The organism is Pueribacillus theae (assembly GCF_003097615.1).
Lineage (GTDB): Bacteria > Bacillota > Bacilli > Bacillales > UBA6769 > Pueribacillus > Pueribacillus theae.
Map to the genome: position 1 here is coordinate 41,493 of NZ_QCZG01000005.1, position 22,487 is coordinate 63,979.

At 40.9% G+C, this 22,487-nt stretch carries 19 protein-coding genes and 1 pseudogene; 18 read left to right on the forward strand and 2 right to left on the reverse strand.

All coding sequences use genetic code 11. From position 1 onward, the window contains the following. Window positions 1-19: 19 nt before the first annotated feature. The 12 genes and pseudogenes from DCC39_RS19340 to DCC39_RS03965 form a co-directional block, all read left to right on the forward strand. Window positions 20-1,180: pseudogene (locus DCC39_RS19340) on the forward strand (AMP-binding protein); the annotation flags it as partial. Window positions 1,181-1,303: 123 nt separating this feature from the next. Beyond that, on the forward strand, window positions 1,304-1,630 hold the full coding sequence (locus DCC39_RS19345; RefSeq protein ID WP_240613529.1) for a class I adenylate-forming enzyme family protein: 327 nt from the start codon (window positions 1,304-1,306) through the stop codon (window positions 1,628-1,630). A 38-nt stretch (window positions 1,631-1,668) separates the two neighbouring features. Beyond that, entirely contained in the window at window positions 1,669-2,817 is a 1,149-nt protein-coding gene (locus tag DCC39_RS03915; RefSeq protein ID WP_116553582.1) for an acyl-CoA dehydrogenase family protein, read from the forward strand. An 8-nt stretch (window positions 2,818-2,825) separates the two neighbouring features. After that, a complete protein-coding gene (locus DCC39_RS03920; protein WP_240613525.1) occupies window positions 2,826-3,998 on the forward strand; it encodes an acyl-CoA dehydrogenase family protein in 1,173 nt (390 codons plus the stop codon). Window positions 3,999-4,034: 36 nt separating this feature from the next. After that, the gene (locus DCC39_RS03925; protein WP_116553583.1) at window positions 4,035-5,615 is read left to right on the forward strand and encodes a class I adenylate-forming enzyme family protein; all 1,581 of its coding nucleotides are present in this window, start codon (window positions 4,035-4,037) and stop codon (window positions 5,613-5,615) included. Between the two features lie 192 nt (window positions 5,616-5,807). Further along, on the forward strand, window positions 5,808-6,383 hold the full coding sequence (locus tag DCC39_RS03935; RefSeq protein WP_116553585.1) for an FAS1-like dehydratase domain-containing protein: 576 nt from the start codon (window positions 5,808-5,810) through the stop codon (window positions 6,381-6,383). A 1-nt stretch (window position 6,384) separates the two neighbouring features. Further along, a complete protein-coding gene (locus DCC39_RS03940) occupies window positions 6,385-6,825 on the forward strand; it encodes a hotdog family protein (RefSeq protein ID WP_116553586.1) in 441 nt (146 codons plus the stop codon). 45 nt (window positions 6,826-6,870) lie between these two features. Continuing rightward, window positions 6,871-8,520 carry an AMP-binding protein gene (locus tag DCC39_RS03945; RefSeq protein ID WP_116553587.1) on the forward strand — a complete coding sequence of 550 codons (1,650 nt, stop codon included), beginning with the start codon at window positions 6,871-6,873 and terminating at the stop codon, window positions 8,518-8,520. 73 nt (window positions 8,521-8,593) lie between these two features. Continuing rightward, entirely contained in the window at window positions 8,594-10,153 is a 1,560-nt protein-coding gene (locus tag DCC39_RS03950) for an AMP-binding protein (RefSeq protein WP_116553588.1), read from the forward strand. Between the two features lie 48 nt (window positions 10,154-10,201). After that, window positions 10,202-11,725: an acyl-CoA synthetase gene (locus DCC39_RS03955; RefSeq protein ID WP_116553589.1), complete on the forward strand. Its 1,524-nt coding sequence runs from the start codon at window positions 10,202-10,204 to the stop codon at window positions 11,723-11,725. 102 nt (window positions 11,726-11,827) lie between these two features. Then, the gene (locus DCC39_RS03960; RefSeq protein ID WP_116553590.1) at window positions 11,828-12,346 is read left to right on the forward strand and encodes a type 1 glutamine amidotransferase domain-containing protein; all 519 of its coding nucleotides are present in this window, start codon (window positions 11,828-11,830) and stop codon (window positions 12,344-12,346) included. A 140-nt stretch (window positions 12,347-12,486) separates the two neighbouring features. Then, window positions 12,487-13,266, forward strand: a complete 780-nt coding sequence (locus DCC39_RS03965) for an MBL fold metallo-hydrolase (RefSeq protein WP_116553591.1) — start codon at window positions 12,487-12,489, stop codon at window positions 13,264-13,266. Here the strand turns inward: DCC39_RS03965 and DCC39_RS03970 are convergent. Further along, on the reverse strand, window positions 13,263-13,850 hold the full coding sequence (locus DCC39_RS03970) for a superoxide dismutase family protein (protein WP_116553592.1): 588 nt from the start codon (window positions 13,848-13,850) through the stop codon (window positions 13,263-13,265). The two genes, DCC39_RS03965 and DCC39_RS03970, sit on opposite strands and share 4 nt — an antisense overlap. Window positions 13,851-14,124: 274 nt before the next feature. Between DCC39_RS03970 and DCC39_RS03975 the strand changes: the two genes are divergently transcribed. Further along, window positions 14,125-15,498: a sigma-54 interaction domain-containing protein gene (locus DCC39_RS03975; RefSeq protein WP_116553593.1), complete on the forward strand. Its 1,374-nt coding sequence runs from the start codon at window positions 14,125-14,127 to the stop codon at window positions 15,496-15,498. 230 nt (window positions 15,499-15,728) lie between these two features. Then, window positions 15,729-16,529 carry an enoyl-CoA hydratase/isomerase family protein gene (locus DCC39_RS03980; RefSeq protein ID WP_116553594.1) on the forward strand — a complete coding sequence of 267 codons (801 nt, stop codon included), beginning with the start codon at window positions 15,729-15,731 and terminating at the stop codon, window positions 16,527-16,529. 56 nt (window positions 16,530-16,585) lie between these two features. Here DCC39_RS03980 and DCC39_RS03985 read toward each other — a convergent pair whose 3' ends face one another. Beyond that, window positions 16,586-17,407 (reverse strand): ATP-binding protein, encoded by an 822-nt coding sequence (locus tag DCC39_RS03985; RefSeq protein ID WP_240613526.1) that lies wholly within the window; start codon window positions 17,405-17,407, stop codon window positions 16,586-16,588. A 153-nt stretch (window positions 17,408-17,560) separates the two neighbouring features. Between DCC39_RS03985 and DCC39_RS03990 the strand changes: the two genes are divergently transcribed. The 4 genes from DCC39_RS03990 (at window position 17,561) to DCC39_RS04005 (ending at window position 22,471) form a co-directional block, all read left to right on the forward strand. Further along, complete coding sequence (locus DCC39_RS03990; protein ID WP_276309881.1) at window positions 17,561-18,325, forward strand: enoyl-CoA hydratase/isomerase family protein; 765 nt, start codon at window positions 17,561-17,563, stop codon at window positions 18,323-18,325. A 35-nt stretch (window positions 18,326-18,360) separates the two neighbouring features. Continuing rightward, on the forward strand, window positions 18,361-19,203 hold the full coding sequence (locus DCC39_RS03995) for a 3-hydroxybutyryl-CoA dehydrogenase (protein ID WP_116553595.1): 843 nt from the start codon (window positions 18,361-18,363) through the stop codon (window positions 19,201-19,203). A gap of 230 nt (window positions 19,204-19,433) precedes the next feature. After that, complete coding sequence (locus DCC39_RS04000; RefSeq protein ID WP_116553596.1) at window positions 19,434-20,996, forward strand: long-chain-fatty-acid--CoA ligase; 1,563 nt, start codon at window positions 19,434-19,436, stop codon at window positions 20,994-20,996. Window positions 20,997-21,328: 332 nt separating this feature from the next. After that, complete coding sequence (locus DCC39_RS04005; protein WP_116553597.1) at window positions 21,329-22,471, forward strand: acyl-CoA dehydrogenase family protein; 1,143 nt, start codon at window positions 21,329-21,331, stop codon at window positions 22,469-22,471. The last annotated feature ends 16 nt before the right edge of the window (window positions 22,472-22,487 follow it).

Below are 22,487 nucleotides of genomic sequence, written 5' to 3' on the forward strand. Positions count from 1 at the left end.
TTTTTAGGAGGTGTACGTGATGTCAGTTTCAGAGCTGGAAAGAAATCTCATTCAACGCGTGTGCATTGGAGATATTGCGACGAGGGCGGAGAATCATTTTCCAAATAAAATAGCAATGAAAGATGGAGATGTGATTATAACATTCCGCGAGTTTAACAAGTTGGTGAACCGCTGTGGCCATGCGTTGCTTCAATTAGGTTTAGAACATCAAGATTGTGTTGCAATCATGTTTCCGAATGCTTGGGAAATGCTTGTTTGTTATTTTGCATGTGCGAAAGCGGGACTCGTTGCAATGCCTGTGAATTTAGGGTTGAAGCCGAATGAAATTGCTTATTGTTTAAAAGATTCAAAAGCAAAAGTACTTATTGCACATGGTAAATATCAGGATGGGATGACCGAAGTTATTTCACGTTCAAAAGACTTGCAGCAAATTGTTTGGTCACGCCTCGGAAAAGAAAAAATAGCTGAAACAGGAAAACCTGCTACGACATTTGAAGAATTTCTCGATCAAGGAAGTGATTCCGAGGTCGAACGTATTGTTCACGATCGCGACAACGTACAACTTTTATATACAAGCGGAACGACCTCAAATCCAAAAGGTGTATTAACAAGTCACGTTGCAGTAAATATTACTGCTCTGTCTGCAGCTGTTCAAAACAAATCTCACCATGAAAGTGTTTTGCTTGCTGTGTTGCCACTTTTCCACTGAGCCATGTTAAATGCGGGGGCTATTCCAAATTTTATCGTATGTGGAACGATGGTTATTACAGATATTTCAAATGGGTTCGATGCCAAACATATTGCTGATTTGATTGAACGAGAGAAAGTGACGAGCACTGGATTGTTACCGATGATGCACCATGCTTTACTCGCATTGCCTGATGTGTGGCAAAGGGATTTTTCTTCTTTAGAAAAGGCTACTTATGCAATGGCGCCAATGCCAATGTCAAGCCTCAAAAAGTTAGAAAAACTATACCCTAATGCTGATGTAACACTAGGCTCTGGACAGACGGAGTTTACCCCGCCGACAACGTTCCAAAGAAAAGAACATAAATTCGAAAAAGCTGCTTCGTGGGGACCGGCTACTCCTAGCGTTCACATTGAAATCATGGACGAAGACGGAAATATCCTCCCAAGGGGACAGATCGGAGAGATTGTTTACCGTGGACCGCATGCGATGACAGGCTACTTAAATCTGCCAGAAGAAACAGATCGAGTATTTAAGCATGGTTGGTTTCACAGCGGAGATATGGCTTGGATGGATGAAGAAGGCGTTGTTTGGTTTACCGATCGAAAGAAAGACATGATTAAAACAGGCGGGGAAAATGTTGCTTCCATTGAAGTAGAGCGGACACTCTTAGGACACGATTCCGTTCAAGATGCGGCTGTTGTTGGCCTGCCGCACCCTTATTGGGGGGAAGCGGTTACAGCCTTCGTTATCGTAAAGCCGAACGAATCGGTTAATGAGGAAGAGATCATTTCCTACTGCAAAGAGTCGTTAGCTGGATTTAAAGTACCGAAGAAAATTGTGTTTATGGAAGACTTCCCAAGAACAGGGACTGGTAAAATTCAAAAACACCTTTTGCGAAAAGAACATACTGAATTGTACACGAAGCAAGAGTCTATTTAATTTCCAATCAAATATGAATTATGAATGCAGGTGATAGGATGACGTATGAACCTTATTTTAATGAAGAACATGAACAATTGCGTAAAACGGTTCAACGATTCGTTAAAAATGAAATTACTCCTTTCGTGGAAGAGTGGGAGGAAGCAGGGGAATTTCCGCGGGAATTGTTTAAAAGAATGGGGGACCTTGGTTTTCTGGGTCTCCGATATCCTGAAGAAGTTGGAGGCCAGGGCGGAGACTATTTTATGAACCTCGTGTTTGCGGAGGAAATGAATAAATGCGGCTGCGGCGGCGTGCCAATGGCAGTTGCGGTCCAAACCGATATGGCGACCCCTCCAATTTATAAGTTCGGAACGAAAGAGCAGCATGAACGATTTTTAAAACCAGCTTTAAGAGGCGAAAAGATAGCGGCAATCGGAATAACTGAGCCAAACCACGGTTCTGATGTTCAATCCATCGAAACAAGGGCGGTGAAAGATGGAGATCATTGGGTCATCAACGGTACGAAAACGTTTATTACAAATGGGCCGCGTTGTGACTTTGTAACGTTAGTTGTCCGAACATCTAATGCTCCCGGCTATAAGGGGATTAGTCTGTTTCTTGTTGAATCGGACAGGGAAGGTTTTTCGGTTGGCAGAAAATTAGACAAAGTCGGTATGCGATCTTCGGATACGGCAGAATTAATTTTTGATAATGTTCGAGTACCTGAGGAGAATTTGCTTGGCGAAGAGGGAAAAGGATTCTATCAAATTATGTGGCAGTTGCAAGGTGAAAGACTAATAGGCGCTGCTGGTGCAATTGGAGCTGCCCAACATACTTACGAAGAGACACTTAACTATGCGAAGACTCGCAAACAATTTAACCAGCCGATTGCAAACTTTCAAGTTATTTCGCATTTGTTTGCCGAAATGGCAACAGAAATTGAAGTATGCCGTGAATTGGTATACGCTACAGCACATCGTTTTGCAACTGGAGAAGTGCCGAGCAAAGAGATTTCAATGGCCAAGTTGGCGGCAGCACAAATGGGCCATTGGGTAGCGGATCGTTGTTTACAAATACACGGGGGCAACGGATACATGATGGAATATCCTGTCCAACGTGCATGGCGGGATAGCCGACTTGCACGAATTGGCGGCGGAACAGACGAGATCATGAAAGAAATCATAGCGAAAGAGTTGGGAATATGAGGCGAAAAATGAAAACGGAGGCTCATCGTATGGGGCACTGGATTTTTACAGAAGAACATGAAATGTTTCGGAAAACAGTTAGGAGATTTATTGAAAAAGAAGTTTCTCCCCATGTTGAAAAATGGGAGCGGGATGGTGAGGTGCCAAGGAGCTTATATAAGCGTTTTGGTGAATTAGGTTATCTCGGTATACGCTACCCGAAGAAATACGGCGGCAGTGAGATGGATTTAATTTCTGCGGCAGTATTCAGTGAAGAAATGGCAAAATGCGGGGCAAGCGGTGTTGGCTCTTCGATTGGAGCCCATACTGGAATTGCAATGACAAATATTTTGAACTTTGGAAATGAAGAGCAGAAGGAAAAATACTTAGTTCCAGGGATAAAAGGCGAAAAAGTAGCAGCTCTTGGAATTACAGAACCAAATGCAGGATCAGATGTCTCTTCCATTCAAACGACAGCCAGAAAAGAAGGAGATTACTATATTTTAAATGGTTCCAAAACCTTTATTACAAACGGTGTCAATTCTGATTATGTTGTCGTTGCAGCCAAAACAAGAGATGAACCCGTGCACAGGAATGTAAGCCTTTTCATCGTGGATAAGGATCTTGAGGGCTTTACAGTTGGAAAAAATTTAAAAAAATTGGGCTGGCGTTCATCTGATACGGGATTATTATTTTTTGACGACGTGAAAGTTCCAAAGGAAAACTTAATTGGGGAAGAAAATAAAGGTTTTAAATATATTATGAGCAACTTCCAATGGGAACGGATTTCAATGGCACTAGGGTCGATTGGTTTGGCGGAAAAAGCATTCGAAGAAACGATAAATTATGCGAAAACACGAAAACAATTTGGTCAACCAATCTCTGAATTTCAAGTCATTCGCCATAAATTAGTAGATATGGCCCTTGATATAGAAAAAGCGAAAAACATGACATACCGTGCACTCTACCTCTACCAAAAAGGAGAAAACGCTGTAAAAGAAACAACGATGGCGAAAGTCTATGCATGCGAAATGGTCAACCGGGTAACAGATGAAGGCTTGCAAATTCATGGTGGAGCAGGCTACATGATGGAATATCCAATTCAGCGATACTGGAGAGATGCGAGAATTCAATCAATTGGCGGAGGAACGACACAAATTATGAACGAGATTCTTGTGAAACAGCTTGGCATTGTCAACTAGGTTTTCCATTTTTTAATAACCAAGGAGGGGCCAAAAGTGGAAAAATGGACGATCCAATCAGCTTTGAGCAATGCGGTTTCTAAAACACCTGATAAAGTATTTTTATATGAAGGTGATAAACAGCTTACATTTAAGGAGTTGGACGAACGGACAGATCGGTTGGCATATGCTTTTTTGAAGGAAGGAATAAAAAGAGGCGACAACATTGGCATCATTGCCCTGAATCAATTTGAATGGCTTTACACATTTTTCGCAGCTGCCAAAATTGGGGCAGGGGTTGTTGCCCTTAATGTCCGTTATCGTGAATCAGAGTTTGAATATATGATTAATAACGCGAATGTAAAAGCGCTTGTCTCAATCAGTTCTTTAGCAGACTTTAATTATTCAGATTTCTTCGATCATTTCCGTGGAAATATTCCGACAGTTAGGAAATTTATATTTACAGGCGAAGGATTCGAAGGAAGCCTTCATTTTTCGGATTTAATGGTACAGGAAATTGATATTGAACAGTTAAATGAAGCAAAAGACAAAGTTGTAGAAGAGGATACGGCTGTTATTATTTACACGTCAGGTACGACAGGGCGGCCTAAAGGCACCTTAATTACAAACCGGAGCATTTTAGCCTCTGCTAAAGCTCACGTTGGTCATTTTGAAATAAAATCTAGTGATCTCTCAATTGGAAATCTTCCATTAAACCATGTAGGCGGTATAACATGTTCGATTATGGTCGCTCTTCTAAGCCAAAGCAGTGTTGTATTAATACCGATGTTTAACCCGTCTGATGTGTTAGAGGCAATTGAAAAGCATCGGGCAACGATCTTTGGGGGCGTACCGACAATGTATGTCATGCTGCTAAACAGCGAAAAAAGAAAAACAACCGATTTAACATCATTAAGATTGTGTGTCGCAGGCGGTTCAAATGTTGAACCAGAACTTTGCCAACGAATTAATAAAGAAATTCCGAATGGCCAATTGGTAAACCTTTATGGATTGAGTGAATCTTCTGGCGCTTGCGTCTTATCCCGCCTTACCGATGATCTTTCAAAAGTACAAAAAAGCATCGGTGTGCCAATTGGAGATTTTGAAGCGAAAGTTGTCAATAAAGAACGAAAGACCGTTCCAATCGGAGAAGTAGGGGAGCTGGCTATTAAAGGAGCCTGTGTCGCAAAAGGGTATTACGGAATGGAAAAAGAAACAAAAGAAACATTTGGAGAAGAGAATTGGCTTTATACAGGGGACTTGGTTTACACCGATTCGGAAGGATATTTGTATTATAAAGGCCGAAAAAAAGAAATGTATATCCAAGGCGGATATAATATTTACCCGGTCGAAATTGAAAACATTCTTTCAAAACATCCAAAGGTTTTAATGGCCGCAGGCTTCGGAGTGCCTGATGAATTTTATGGCGAAGTTGGCCGATATTATATCGTTCCAACGCCCGGTGAACAGCCAACAGATGAGGAACTTACAAACTATTGCAAACAACATTTAGCCGATTACAAAATCCCAAAACAATTTATATTCAAAGAGGACGTACCACTCACGCCGGCTGGAAAAATCCAAAAATCCTTACTTAGGAAAGAATTTGAAGAAATGAAAGAAGGGACTTCCAGGTAAACAGAAGAAAAATAGGTTGATTTCGGTGGAAAACGGGGTTGGTTCATGGCTGGTAAAAAATAGCACGCTTCAAAACGCCGGAGTTTACCGAAATATTAGAAATTTTATCGCAAAATGCAACCGGAAAAATATTGAACTCAGGGAACAATTCGCAAAATATTTTATTTGTAGAAGGATAAGGGTGATAGAAAAATGGAAGATTGGAAAAAAGCATGGCAGCCTATGATCGATGCAATTGGCACTGACTTTAGTAATGGAGAGGAGCGATGGGGAGCTGACGAAGTTGAAAAAGGGGCAATTCGCCGTTTTTTAGAGCCATTGGAATTTGATTGCCCCCTTCATTACGATAAATCGGTTGCTAATGAATATGGTTATCCCGACATAATCGCACCTTATAGCAGTCTGTTTACTTGGACGCTTCCACCCCATTGGAGTCCTGGTACGAAGACTTTCACGAGTGCAGAAAGAAATGCGCAGCCTGCCCAAAACCCAACAGCAGCTGTCAAAACGGACCTTGCACCGGAAACAACTGGATTTTTTGCAACTGATATTGAAATCGATTATGTTAAGCCGATTGTTGTTGGTGACCGTCTATGCAGAGTTGGAAACGTACTGCTTTCGTGTGTGCCAAAAGAAACGCAAGTGGGACGTGGCGCTTTTATGGTATGGGAATCAGAAGTCCGTAACCAAAATTCAGAACTGGTCGCAAAAATACGAATAGGTACTTACAACTACAATCCACATTCTCAAGATGAAGGAGAGAGATAACATGGCATTAGAGCAACGCTGCTGGGAAGATGTGTCTGAAGGAGATGAAGTCCCTGCAATCGAATTTCCGTTAAGTGTTTACAGGCTAGTAATGGAAGCTGGCGCTAATCGGGATTTCAATTCAATTCATCATAATACCGAATATGCCAAGGCAACTGGCGCGCCCGAAATGTATGCAAATAATTTTTTCTTGCAGGGAATGTGGGAAAGAACAGTTCGGGAATACATCGGGCTTGCGGGTACATTCAAAAGTTTAAAAGGCTTCCGGATGAAAATTTTCAATACAGTCGGTGATACCGTCATTACAAAGGGTGTCGTCAAACGTAAATGGCTTAAAGGGAGTGAGGCACTAGTAGAGTTAGAAATGTGGTGTGAGAATTCAAAGGGGGTTTCTGTTGGCCCGGGGTCAGTCGTTGTAACTTTGCCTAGTAAAAGAGAGTAGGTGGTAATGAACTCACAAATTCCTAACAGAAAGTAGGGAAAATCAATGAGTGAGAGTGAACGTTTTAGAACGAAAACGATTCCTCAAGTAATAAAAGAAGCTGCACATAAGTGGCCCGATAAAGTTGCAATTAAATTCAAAGGACAGGCGATTACTTATCGTGAACAATATCATAAAATTTGCAGTTTGGCGAAAGGACTTCAAAATCTAGGAATAAAGAAAGGCGGCCATGTAGCGACTTTGCTTGGGGGATGTCCTGAATGGTTTTACATTTCCTACGCCATTACAACGCTCGGGGCTGTAATCGTTCCTATCAATGTAACCTTTATATACGAAGAATTACGTTATGTTTTACGCCATTCCGATGCAAAAGCCTTAATCATGACGGACAAATTTCGAGGGATTCATTATATCGACTTAATCAAAGAAGTCATACCTGAAATAGACGATTCAACACCCGGATTCCTAGAATCAAAGAATTGTCCTTCATTAAAAACAGTCATTTCGCTAAGCGAAGACAAAAAAGAATATGCTGGCTGCTTTAACTTTAGCGATGTTATCGGTTCAGGAGTGAATTATAGCCATACAGAAATAAACAGACTTATTGAAAATGTTAAACCAGAAGATCCTTCTTATATACTTTTCACATCCGGGAGTACGGCATTTCCGAAACCAGTATTACGATCCCATGGAAGTAATGTAGGGATTGCTTACTATATGAATGGCGATACGAATTCAGACGATATTGTTTTAGGTTACCAACCTTTTTATCATGTTGGAGGCTGCATCTACGCAACATTAGGCAGCGCTTTATTTGGAACGAGCATCGCATTAATGGAGTATTTCGAACCGGGCGAAGCATTAAAAATAATCGAACAAGAAAAAGTGACAAAGATAGGAGGCTTTGAAACTCATTTTACAACATTATCAAGTCATCCTAATTTTAAAGAATCCGCTTTAAGCTCCGTTCGAAAGGTTACTCTCGCATGCGGACCTGAATGGTACGACAAAGTTAAAAAACTGGGATTGCGTAATCGTTCACTTGTCCATCATTACGGTTTTACAGAGGGAACAGGAGTTGTTATGCCTCCCGGTGAAACGGATGAAACGATACGAAAATATAGCAACGGCAAACCTTTTCCCGGTGTACAAATAAAAATTATCAATCCTGAAACTGGCACTCCGCTCCCTGCCAACACACCTGGTGAAATATGCCTTAAAGGCTGGACGTTATTCCTAGGTTATTACAAAATGCCAAAAGAAACAGCGGCAAGTTTTGACGAAGAAGGCTATTTTCGAACAGGTGATTATGGTTGGTTAGATGAAAAAGGGTACGTGTATTATCGTGGCCGTTATAAACAGATGATCAAAACGGGAGGCGAGAATGTTTCTGAAAGAGAAGTAGAAATGTTTTTGGAGAGTCACCCGCTTCTCAAAACGGTTCAAGTGGTAGGTGTCCCCGATCCGAAATGGGGAGAAGCTGTAACAGCTATCGTCGAGCCACATACAGGGAGCAATCTAACAATTGAAGATATTAAGTTCTTTTGCAAAGGTAAAATCTCCGGATTTAAAATACCTAAATATGTTGTAACCATCGAGAAGACAGAATGGCCGATTACACCAACAGGAAAATATAATAAACAAGCACTTCGTGAGATTGCAATCGAACGATTGGGAGTAAAACTCGCTAAATAGAACCGAAGCACAAAATAAATAAGGGCTGCCAGATATTATGAAAATACTTTAAATTAACTTAGGAGGTTCAGAGATGAATGAAATTTCAGTAATCAATCGAATTGCGATTGGAGACATTCTTAGACGAAGTGCGGGACGATATCCAAATAAAATTGCGCTTGTTGAACAAGATAAGCAACTGACATTTAAAGAACTAGACGAAATAAGCAATCAATTTGCCAATTATTTGATGAGCAGCGGTTTGAAAAAGGGAGATCGAATAGCTACGATTTCTACTAATTCTCTTGAATACGTCATCTTGTCATTTGGAATCGCCAAAGCTGGGCTTGTTTGGGTGCCGCTTAATCCGGGCATTTCCCTTGATGAAAAGCGCTATATATTAAATCAAATTGATCCTAAGTTACTTATCGGAGATGCGGGACTTGTGAAAGGAATCATCAATGAGTTATCTGAATTTTGCACGAATTTTCTATTTATCGGAAGTGATGTCGGAGAGAGCGGAAATACTTTTTGGTCGGTTATTAAAGGGCAAGAGAAAATTGAACCGTCTGTCTATATTGAAGATCGGGACATCGCGCAAATTATGTACACAAGTGGAACGACAGGCAACCCGAAAGGCGTAATGATTAGCCATGTTGCCGTCTATATCGCAAGTTTAGGCAATATTATTGAATATGAATCGAAACCAACAGACGTTGTGTTAATGATGATGCCCTATTTCCATTGTGCACAACACACGTTTACAACTTCAGCATTAAATATTGGGGCAAAAACAGTCATCATTAAAGGGTTTGAACCTGAACTGCTAATGAAAACGATCAATGATGAAAAAATTACAAACATGTTTGGCTTGCCAATGATGTATCGAATGCTCCTTGATCATCCAAATCGCTCAAAATACGATCTTTCTTCTCTTCAAAAATGTACGTATGCGATGGCTCCAATGGATCGTCCAACATTGGAACGCTGTATCAACGAACTGAACGCTGACTTTTCACTTGGGACGGGACAGACGGAAATGTATCCGGCAACTATGATGTTTAAACCCGATCAACAGCTGCAGCGATTCGGATCATATTGGGGAGTGTCAAGCTTAATCAATGACACCGTTATTCTTGATGATGAAGGGAATATAGTGCCTAATGGACAAATTGGAGAAATTGTTCACCGCGGTCCTAATGTAATGAGTGGTTATTTCATGAATGAGGAAGCGACAAACGAAAGCCGGGAATATGGCTGGCATCATACCGGTGATCTTGGTTATTGGGATCCGGATGGGCAGCTCGTCTTCGTAGACCGTAAAAAAGATGTCATCAAAACAGGCGGTGAAAATGTTGCTTCAATAAAAGTGGAAGAAGCCATTCTATCACATGGAAAAGTTGCGAACGCTGTTGCCGTCGGACTTCCGCATGAGCATTGGAGTGAAGCTGTAACAGCATTCGTCGTCCCCCAACCTGGTGAATCGATTAATGAAGAAGAGATCATTGAACATAGCAAAAAGCATTTAGGTTCTTTCCAAGTTCCAAAATCGGTGATCATCCTTGAAGAATTGCCCATGACAACTACCGGGAAAATTCAAAAACATATTTTGCGGAATCAGTATAAGGATCATTATACGCAAGTAAAAAATTGAGTAAAAACAAAAGAGGGAAATTCATTTATAAAATAGGAGGGGTTATCGATGGTTAAAGGCATTGGTTCTTGGCTAGTAAAACATAGTGACCGTTTTTCAGATAAAACGGCGCTCGTTTTTAAAGATAAAAGGTTTTCGTATCGTGAATTCAATGAAAGGGTTAACCGTTTGGCAAATGGTTTATTAAAGCTCGGTGTCTGTAAAGGCGACCGGGTAGACGGCCTATTGTTCAATTCACATGAAATGCTGGAGTCGATGTTTGCTTGTGCAAAAATTGGTGCCATCTTTGTTCCGATTAATTTTCGCTTGAGCATTGATGAAGTGGAGTACATTATTCGTGATTCAAGTGCCCATCATTTTATTTATGATGAGAAAACGCGTCCGCTTGTCGACCAATTGCGTGAAAGAGAAACATTACTTAATGTATTTATTCACGTTGGTGCAAATCCCCATGAAGATGACTTTTTATATGAGGATATACTTGCGAAATCTGATGATCATGAACCTGGGTTTGAGATCGGATTAGATGATGTTCATCTGATGATGTACACATCAGGAACAACTGGAAAACCAAAAGGTGCCATGCTATCGCACGGCAATACACAATGGAATGCGATTAATGCGATTAACTATCTGCCTGTTCGAAGTGATGAAATTACACTTACAGTGGCGCCAATGTTTCATATAGGTGGAATGAGTGTCTTTACGACACCGCTTCTGTATATTGGCGCAACTGTAGTATTGGACGATAAGTTTGATCCGCAGGCTACTTTGGAGTTGATTGAAAAAGAGAGAATAACAAGCTTATTTTTAGTTCCCGCAATGTGGCAGGCACTTACGCAAGTTCCTAATTTTGATTCGTACGATTTAAGTTCAGTACGGTTCAATGTGTCAGGCGGTGCTCCTTGTCCGATTACGGTTATCGAATTTTTCCAACAGAAAGGCATTCCTTTTTACGAAGGCTTTGGGCTAACAGAAACGGCGCCGTTTGTTTCATTGCTTGATGCGGAAAACAGCATACGAAAAAATGGATCAGTCGGTAAACCTCCAGTTCATACGTACGTTAAAATCGTTGATCCGAATGATCAGGAAGTTCCCATCGGGGAAGTTGGGGAATTGCTTGTAAAAGGGCCAAACATTACCGTCGGCTACTGGAATCAGCCAGAAAAAACGAAGGAATCAATCAAAGATGGCTGGTTTTACACAGGAGATCTTGCAAAGCAAGATGAGGAAGGCTTCCTATATATCATTGACCGCAAGAAAGATATGATTATTACAGGGGGAGAAAACGTTTACCCTGTAGAAATTGAGCAAGTTCTTTATCGGCATCCAAATATAAAAGAAGTGGCGATTATTGGAGTACCCGATGAAAGATGGGGTGAATCGGTGAAAGCGGTGATTTCATTAAAAAATGATAGCGAACCAATAACCGTAGATGATTTAGAAAAATTTTGCGAAGGAAAAATCGCCCGTTTCAAAATGCCAAAAGTGATTGAAATCGTTGAGTTGTTGCCGCGCAATGCAACAGGAAAAGTTTTAAAAAATGCACTTAGAAAAACGGCAGTGAACTAAATAAAATCGTTTCAGCCTCTCTGTTCAGGGAGGCTTTTTTTGAATGTATGTTTAATTTGAACGAGAATGGGAATAGATCATGATGTAGAGGAGGTATGTTCCATGGGCAAAAATATTGCTGTCCTTTTAACAAATGAATTTGAGGATTCTGAGTACACGGATCCGGCAAAAGCATTTGAAAATGCCGGTCATTCGCTTACTGTTATTGAAAAAGAAAAAGGAAAGACAATCAAAGGAAAACAAGGCGAGGCAACAGTAACTGTCGATGCATCGATTGATGATGTGAAACCATCCGATTTTGACGCTTTATTTATTCCGGGAGGCTTTTCCCCGGATTTGCTAAGAGCTGACGATCGGTTTGTTCAATTTGCCAAATCGTTTATGGATGAAAAGAAACCTGTTTTCGCGATCTGTCATGGCCCTCAGCTATTAATTACGGCTGAAACATTAAAAGGCCGTGATGTAACAGGATACAAATCCATTCACGTTGATTTAAAAAATGCCGGCGCAAATTTGCATGACAAAGAAGTTGTTGTATGCCAAAATCAACTCGTAACGAGCAGGCATCCAGGTGATCTTGAAGCGTTTAATCGAGAAAGTGTTAAATTGCTGGAAGCTTAATGATGGATTTTCAAAGCCCCTGAATGGGGGCTCATTTTTTTGTTACAATTTTTCAAACAAGCATCGTCTATCTTGATTACCTGCTCAATTGCCGATATGATTTATGAAAGAAGGCAGCAGAGGGATGGAGTGGAGCCGGTTTGAAAGAAGATTTCGCTCAGCAAGTAGAAGTAATCAAACTTCCGATACATTGTTTTTTACCGTCGATGTCAATTTTTATTTACTTTGTTGATGGTTTATTAATCGATACAGGCCCGCGTTTCAAACGAAAGCGATTATCCCGTTTGTTTCAAAGATTGAATATTGAAAAAGTCGCGATTACACATTTGCACAAAGATCATAGTGGGATGGCGTCCTGGATTTCAAAAAATCTTGACGTACCGATTTATATTAACAAAACCCCTGCCCGGCGTTTTCATGTAAGCGATCGATTGTTTTCCGATCGTTTCTCACGTGAGGCGGAACAATATCCTGATAAGATTGAACTTGAACACCATACGTTTATTCCAATTGAAACGCCTGGCCATACGCGCGATCATATTTGCTTATATGAACCAAACAAAGGATGGCTTTTTACGGGTGATTTATATATAACGCCTCATCCTAAAGTTAGCCTTCGTACAGAATCCATCGCTCACTATATTTCCTCACTAAATCGTGTCATTCAACTTGACTTTGACACTGTTTTTTGTGCGCATCAAGGTATAATAAGAAATGGGCGTAATAGCTTAATTGAAAAATTGGAATATTTACAAGAAATGCAGTTTCAAGCTGTACAACTTTATAAGCAAGGATATAGTGAACGAATGATTGCGAAACAGCTTTTTCCAAAAAAAGCAAGGCTTGAACGGTTATCATTTGGAACGTTTTCAAGCCTGCATTTTGTAAGATCTTGTTTAAGGGCGCATACTAGAACTTAATCATTTATTACACCACATGCAATCCTATCCCCAGCGTTGCCGGCGGGATCAGAGATGTAGTCATCGAAGCCCGAATGAATCATAAGAGCGGTGCCGCCCTGCTTAAGAAGTGAATTTTTTTCACCTTTTTTTAGTGTAACAAGTTTTGTAGTCACCTCATCAAAGACTGTCCCGTTTTTTGTAACGACAATGTTTGGCAAATCGCCGGCATGGGGCCCGTTCGGATTAAGGAAGCCATGTTCTTTTCCTGCAGGATTGAAATGGGCGCCTGCTGATTGAAAATCTTTCGGAGTGCATTCTCCCGTTTCATGGATATGAAAACCATGTTTTCCGGGAGGAAGTTTGACGGCTTCAATTGAAATGTTAACACCATTTTGATTTTCTTTAAGTATGGCATGGCCAATTTTTTCATTTTGTTGATTGATCATCGTTACCTTTATTGATAGTGATTCTGTTTTGCTGCTCGTTTCGATTGCCTCAGGTTCATTGTTTTGCTTTGCATTTTGGCGATCAGGCGCTTGGCTGCAGGCTGCAATGAAGCAAATAAAGAGGGCAATAGCTACGTTCGGTAAAATTTTTTTCATGAATCGACGCTCCTATCCATTTTTTTACATTGCCTAAAAAACAGCTTGGACATTTAAAAGAATCTTATACATTTTTGTAAAATGATTATTGTGGTACAATAGGGGTAATTTACATACGAGTTTTATAAATAAGGAGGATACAGCATGTTTGAAATTGCGGGGTTTATTATTGGACTTATTTTATGTGCTTACTTCATAACGCTTGAACTGGTTGATTAAACCTAATGCCTTGTCGCTTAAAGACAAGGTATTTTTGTATAAAGGGGTGAAATCGATGAAGCTGGAAAACCATTTGCTCGCGATCTTAGAGTCGTTGCATGATGCTGTAATTGTCGTTTCCAAAGATTGCACGGTTATCTATGTGAACAAGGCCTATACAGAAAATTTTGCTGTACCGAAAGAAAAAATAGAGGGTAAAAAATTAGATCAAATTGAGGAAACCTCAAGAATTTTGGAAGTAATAAGAAGTGGAAAACCGTTGCTGAATGACTATAGTTATGTGCATTCATTAGGGAAGCATGTTTGTGGAAATATGACACCCCTTATTGACAATGGAGAAATGATTGGCGTCGTCACAATAATGAAAGATATAAGCGAAGTAACAAAGCTTGAAAAAGAATTAGATAAATACATTGAATATAGCAATGAGCTTAGGAAGCAGCTTAATCAAAAGAACTTTTTCCTCCTGAAAAGCGAGGTTCCAAAAATGAAAACGGCTGTTTCATTGTCACAAAAAGTGGCTGAAACGACTGCAACGATCTTGCTTACCGGGGAAAGCGGGGTTGGGAAAGAAGTATTTGCAAGAGCAATCCATGAAGCAAGCAAACGCCATGAAAAGCCTTTTGTCGCCATAAATATTGCCTCTGTTCCTGATTCATTATTTGAAAGTGAATTGTTTGGGCATGTGGAAGGAGCATTTACAGGTTCCAGAAAAGGAGGAAAAAAAGGCTTGCTCGAAGCAGCTCATGGCGGAACATTATTTTTAGATGAAATCGGGGAAATGTCGCTTAATGCGCAAGCGAAGCTATTGCGTGTCATTCAAGAGAGAGAATACCTTAAAGTAGGCGGAACACAGCCTTTGCCTCTTGATGTCCGTATTATTTGTGCAACACACCGAAACTTAAATGAAGAGATAAAGAGAGGAAATTTTCGCGAAGATTTATTTTACCGAATTAATGTTGTCCCGATAGAAATCCCGCCTTTGCGGGAAAGAAAAGCGGACATTCCGTTTTTAATTGACAACATTTTAAAGGATCTTTCTGTCAAGTATATGAAGCATGTTGCGATTGATGACGATGTCATTGACGTGTTAAAAAGGTATGATTGGCCGGGCAATGTCCGAGAATTAACGAATGTGATTGAACAAATGATAGCCGTATGTACTGACTCTTATTTCAAAGTAGAGGATATTCCTTCCCGCATTCGAGAGAGAAAAAGATTCAATGAAAAAGAAAATTTCTTTGTGAATTTTGAGCCAACTTCCCGTTTCAATTTGGATAAGGGACTTCAGGAATTACTTGAACAAACGGAACGCGAGGCAATCATGGAAGTTGTCAAAAAGACCCGGACCCGTTCAGAAGCGATTAAAATTTTAGGCATCAGCAGGAAAGCTTTTTATGCAAAGTTAAAAAAGTATAATGTCCTCTGAAATCGATGTTTCTAAAAGAAACAGTTGTTTCTAAAGGAAACAATTTTGTTTCTTAGAGAAACAATCATCATCGTTGTTTTGATTCTATATACGTAGAACAAAATACGTTGAATCTGTTAAAATTCAAGCAAGTTTTCTCTTAATTGAAAAAGGAAAACTAAAGTTGGCATGAGTGTTGCATAATTTTAAAGTGGGCAACTTAAGAAGAAGCAGAAGGAAGGGAATGAAGAATGAGAATACGGATCCATCGCATGGAAATGGAAGAAGCAAAAATCACGTATCAAGAAACAGCAGGCCTTGCAATTGTAAGTATCAATCGACCGAAATCAAAAAATGCATTAACAGCCAATATGTGGACCCAGCTTTCTGAAATCGCGCCGAAAATTTTGGATAATCCAAAAAACAAGGTCGTGCTTCTTCGCGGAAGCGGGGAACAGTTTACGGCCGGGTCAGATATTAAAGAGTTCCACCAAATGTCCATTGAAGAAGCGGAGGCAAGCTTTCTTTTAATGGAGAAAGCGATTTCAGCTTTTGAAAAATTACCGATCCCGACGATCGGCGTCATCAATGGACCTGCGATGGGGGCGGGTTTGGAACTTGCGCTTGCCTGTGATTTAAGAGTAGGGTCTGAACACGCTAAAATGGGCATTCCCGTTGGCAGGCTAGGCATCCGTTTGAGCAATAAATTTGCCCAAAGGCTTGTGAATCTGATTGGGCCCAGCAGAACGAAAGAGCTCGTTTATACAGGCAGAATATTAAATGCCGATGAAAGCTATCAACTTGGCATGATTAATTATCTAGTAGAAAACGAAAAGCTCGACCGATATGCCATCAAACTTGCGAAATTAGTCGCTGCCCAATCGCCTGCTTCTTTAAAAGCGATAAAGCAATCTGTATCAAATTGTGTAAACAGCACCGAAGAGCTTTGGAAAGAGGATCTGCCATTTGTTGATCCATACGATTTTCCGGAAGGCGTCGCTTCATTTGTTGAGAAAAGGCCGCCCAGGTTTAAAAGAAGAGTGCAGGAATGACTTGTTTATCCGGTCGGGCGGCATGATTGTGGAATGAGTGCCGCAGCTAGTCTTTTTTATTTTTCAACATTGATTTGGATTTTATCAACTTCCAGCTCCAAATAATCATGGAAGGCGTTAATGATATTTTGTTGGAGCTCCCTGCCGATTTCTAGAAGCGGCCGCTGCATCGGATAATTGAGATGGACATGGACTTGGATCGTTGGCAATCCAAACATTTGAATGGAAACATGCTTGCATTCTTTGAAATCCGTCATTTTTTCAACTTCTTTTTCAACAATTAAATTGAAGATCTTATCAGAAATGTGGATCGTGCCCCTCATAAAATCGGGATGGACAATGGTGGTTTCCCCGACATATTCGCTTTTCTTTGTGAAAAGCTGTTTTCCTTTCGAGATTAGTTTTTTAAAGAAACTTTGTTCCACTTGAATATATGGAATAGGGATGACATGCTTTCCCTCAGTTTGCCTGACGTAAAGCGCCATTTTTATTTCGCTTGATGAACGGATCTCAGTCACATCAACGTAATGCGAAATTTTGCCGAGTTCAAGAGCAGCAGCAATTTTATCCACCATTCTTTTTGAAGTGCCAATAATTAATAGTTTCTTTATTTTGTAGTTTCGAATCGCCTGTTGAACGTCTTGTCGATGCTCTTTTAAATGAAATGTCGCGCGTTTCACTGCCGTAATGTAGTTTTTTTCAAATTTTGCCGACGTGCCGGCTACTCTTTTTCCTTTATAAATAAGCAAGCCATCGTCTATAATCGCCGGGATTTTCTTTTCATGGGCAAAAAAAAGAGAGCTTGTGCTTTTCCCAGTTCCGCTCGGTCCGATTAAGGCGTAAATTTCCACAGCATCACCAACCAACGTTTTTACCAATTATAGCAAACTTTTAAAAAAAGTTTAAAAAAGTTATTCCCAAAAAGCAAATTATGTTGTACACTACCAGTAATACATATAGGAAAACTCGGTTTTAAAAAAGTGGTATACTTTTCTTGTAATACATTTAGTAGATAACGAGGAGGATGAACATTGGAAAAAGTTACTTTTACTCAAGAAGGCAAACTGGGCATCGTTACAATTGATTCGCCGCCAGTTAATGCGTTGGAACAACAGGTGCTGGATGAACTGGATCAAATTGTAACGAATATGCCAAAAGACGTTGATGTTGTCATCGTAACAGGTGCGGGTGGAAAAGCATTTGTCGCTGGGGCCGATATTAAAGATTTTCCTGAACTGAAAAAAGAGACTGGCATTGAGCTCGTTAAAAAGGGACAGCGAATTTTCGATAAAATTGCCGCCCTTGAACAGCCGGTCATTGCTGCAATTGATGGATTTGCATTAGGTGGAGGGCTTGAGTTGGCTTTAGCATGCGATATTCGAATTGCTTCTAAACGCTCTAAAGTCGGTTTTCCTGAAGTGAATCTTGGCATCTTGCCAGGGTATGGCGGAACCCAGCGGTTGCCTCGATTAATTGGACCTGGAAAGGCAAAACAACTCATTTTTTCAGGCGATCCTTTATCAGCTGAAGAGGCGAAGCAAGCCGGAATTTTGGAAGAAGTGACGGAAGATTCTCCGATGGAGAAAGCCAAGGAGCTTGCTGAAACCATTGCAAAACGCGCACCGCTCGGTGTTCGAAAAGCGAAAAAAGCAATTGATGAGGGGCTTAACACCACATTAGAAGAAGGATTACATATTGAAGCAGTCGCTTTCGGTGAACTCTGCGATACAGAAGATAAAAATGAAGGCGTCGCTGCATTTTTTGAGAAAAGGCAACCGAATTTCTCACGTAAATAATGTAGCTTAACAGTAAAAAGAGGAGGATTTTTAAGATGAACAAAATTGGTGTGATTGGATTTGGAACAATGGGCTCAGGCATTGCCCAAGTCTGTTTAGAGGCTGGATACAACGTTGTGGCTGTTGAGCAAGAAGAACGTTTTTTTGAACGCGGCCTAGGCCAACTGCAAAAAAACTGGAACCGTTCCATTGAAAAAGGCAGATTAACTGAAGAACAAAAGAAAGATTTTGAAAGCAAGCTCACGACAACAACGGACTGGAATCAGCTTGCTGATGCAGAATGTGTCATTGAAGCGGTCAGCGAAAATCTTGAATTGAAAAAAGAAATCTTTAAAAAGCTGAGTGACATTGTAAGTGAAGATGCCCTCGTCGTAAGCAACACTTCCGGCTTAAGCATTACAGAAATGGCGAGTGTGATCAAAAATCCTGAAAGAACAATGGGCTTCCACTTCTTCAATCCAGTACCTGTCATGAAGCTAGTTGAACTCATTCGCGGATATGATACATCAGAAGAAACGTATCAAAGAGCAAGCAAACTCGTAGAATCACTTGGCAAAGAATCTGTTGATGTAAAAGAATCGCCATTGTTCGCAGTCAATCGCATTCTTGTTCCAATGATCAATGAAGCGATCTTTGTTCTTCAAGAAGGCATTGCCAGCGCAGAAGATATTGATAAAGGGATGAAACTAGGCGCTAACCACCCAATTGGGCCTCTTGCATTAGCTGATTTAATTGGACTTGATACGCTATTATTTGTCCAAGATTCCCTATATGAAGAAACGCAAGATTCGAAGTACAGAGCGGCTCCATTATTAAGAAAACTTGTTCGTGCAGGACATTTAGGAAGAAAAACTGGAAAAGGCTTTTATGAATATTAATGTTCAACCGAGTGAAATAGGGGATGATTAGGGCACAGAGATCTTCTCATACCCCTTCTTAAAAAAAGCTTTGTTATCCTATTAAAAAACGGGAACGAGCGGGGGCGATTTTACCTGGAGAGAACCTTTTTACCGTAAGGAAAACCCGCTTCTCGGAAGGTAAATCGAACCCGCAAGTATACACCAATATTGTTTAACAAAGCTAAAAACACAAAGAGAGGGTGATTGCCTTGACAACAGTTGGCCAATTGCTTGAATGGTCTGCAACAAATTATCCAAATAAAGCAGGACTTATTTATCGTGAGAAAAATCACGTATGGACATTTAAACAATTTAACGAAAAAGCAAATCAACTTGCCCATGCTTTTATGAAACTAGGAATCAAGAAAGGGGACGTCGTATCTGTTTTTCTTTACAACACAAGCGAATTTGCGCTGACACAGTTTGCGGCAGCAAAAATTGGGGCCATCTTCAATCCGATAAATTATCGACTAACTGCAAGCGAATTGCAATTTATTCTTAACGACGCGGAGTCTAAGCTGCTCGTTTTTGAAGAGGCTGTTTTAGAAACGGTTAAAAAAACGGTAAACTTGGGAGTGAAAGTCCAACATTATGTGTACGTTGATAAAAACGTCCCTGAGTTTGCCGAAGATTTTGAAGAATTGTTGAATTCCGAGCCTGTTGAAAAACCGAATATTGAAGTGAATGAAAACGATCTGTATATTATGATGTACACAAGCGGGACAACAGGCAAACCAAAAGGTGTATTGCACAAGCATCGTGACATGGTTCATCACGGCTTTTTAATGATGCAATGCATGGGGCTTACAAAAAACGATATTGGTTTATCTGCGGCGCCTTTGAACCATACTGCGGAATTGCACACATCGTTTTTGCCCCGTGTGCAGGTTGGTGCAACGAATATTCTCCTGCATGATTTTGATACGGAAAAGGTGCTTCAAACGATTCAAGAAGAAAAAGTTACGCATCTCTTTGCCGCGCCAACAATGGTCAATATGCTTTTAAATCATAAGGAATTTGACAACTACGATTTATCAAGCCTCCGTTTGCTCGGCTACGGGGGAGCGTCAATGGCACCGGTTTTAATTAAACGTTTCTTGTCCCGCACATCGGCTGAATTAGTCCAAATGTTAGGCACAACAGAAATGGGGCCTGTCCTCACTGTCTTATTTTCAGATGAACAGTTGGCGAAAGCAGGTTCCGCAGGAAAAGCAATTTTAACCCATGAAGTAAAAATCGCGCGTCTTAACGAAGATGGCAGTCCGACAAACCCAGATAATGAATGTGAAATCGGTGAAGTTGGAGAAATTATCGTCCGTGGCCCTTGTATGATGAAGGAATACTACAAGCGAGAGGAAGCGACTCAGAAGGCGCTCGCCTATGGCTGGTATCATACGGGCGACTTGGGGCATGTTGATTCCGACGGATACATTTGGGTCCGGGATCGGATGGACTTTATGATTAATTCCGGTGCAGAAAACATTTATCCCCGTGAAGTGGAAGACAACTTAATTGAACATCCTAGTGTAGATGAAGCAGCCGTTGTCGGAAAGCCTGATCCAAAGTGGGGCGAAATCGTTGTCGCGTTTATCGTTTTGAAAGAAGGAGAAAATGTTACGCCCGATGAGCTTGACAAATTTTTAATCGAAAATGAAAAGCTTGCGAAATATAAACGTCCGCGTGAATACCATTTTATTGATCGTCTTCCAAAAACTGCAAGCGGAAAAATTCAAAAGTTTATTCTGGAAAAAAAGTTTCAAGCTACAAGTTAAGTGCGTGTTCAAAAAGGAGGACAACGAGAGGCAAGAAAATCGAGGAAGCGCAGTTCTGAGCACAAAGCTGGTCGCTACGTAAGCATCCGCATCGCACGCAGGAAAAGTGTTTTTCTTTTCCAAGGAACGGAGCGTATGTTTGTAGGATACGTGAGTAGCGGAAGAGCAAGCTGACGAAGAGATTCTTAGCCTATTAAGGAAGTTCGACTAAAAGCATCACGTCCTGTGATAACGCCGAACTGACTCACATCCTGTGAACCTCCGGACATTTTGAACAACTTCGTTAGGTATAATTTTTTTTGAAATAGTGGAATGCTGGGAGGTTGTAACAAATGAGCTTATTTGAACTGTCAAAAGAGCATGCTGAAATTAAAGAGACCATCCATAAGTTGGCTCAAGATAAAATTAAGCCGATGGCGATTGAGATTGATGAAAGAGGCGAATATCCCCGCGAGGTGTTGAACTTATTATCAGAATACGGATTTATCGGGGCGAATATGCCTGAAGAATACGGCGGAGCGGGGCTTGACTTGCTTAGCTTTTGCACGATCGTCGAAGAGATTGCAAGAGTGTGCGCTTCATCATCTCAAGTCATTGTCGTGCAGGAGCTGGGGTCGCTTCCGATCATGATCGGCGCGGATGAAGAGCTGAAGCAGCGCATTCTTCCAGATGTAGCGACAGGGAAGAAGGTCATTGCTTATGCGTTAACCGAACCAGGAGCGGGATCTGATGTGCAAAGCTTATCAACGAGGGCAGAGAAAGATGGTTCAGATTATATTTTAAACGGCCAGAAAATGTTCATTAGCAACGGTGGAGCCGCTGATTACTATACCGTTTTTGCGAAAACAGACAAAGGAATTACCGCCTTCGTCGTTGATAAAGATACACCAGGATTTGAAGTCGGCAAATTAGAGAAGAAGATGGGCATTAAAGGCTCCCCTACAGCACAGCTCTATATTGAAAATTGCCGCGTACCCGAAGAAAATCGCATCGGAGAAGAAGGAGAAGGCTGGATCATTGCAATGAAAACATTCGATAAGTCACGGCCGACTGTGGCGGCGCAAGCATTGGGTATTGCCCAAGGCGCTTTCGATATCGCCAGAGAGTATTTACAGGAAAGAGAACAATTCGGCAAAAAAATTGCTTCCTTCCAAGGGCTTCAATTTATGCTTGCAGACATGGCGACACAAATTGAAGCGGCAAGGGGCCTTGTTTATCGGGCTGCTGCAAAAGTGAATGAGCTATCTTCAACAGGGAAAAACCCTGAACTTACGCAGGCTTCATCAATGGCGAAAATGTTTGCTTCAGATGTAGCGATGAAAGTGACGACTGATGCCGTTCAACTGCTTGGCGGGTATGGTTACGTGCAGGAATATCAAGTGGAACGAATGATGCGGGATGCAAAAATTACGCAGATTTATGAAGGTACAAATCAAATTCAACGAATGATTATTGCGAAAACATTACTTAAATAGCTTGACCAACCAATAA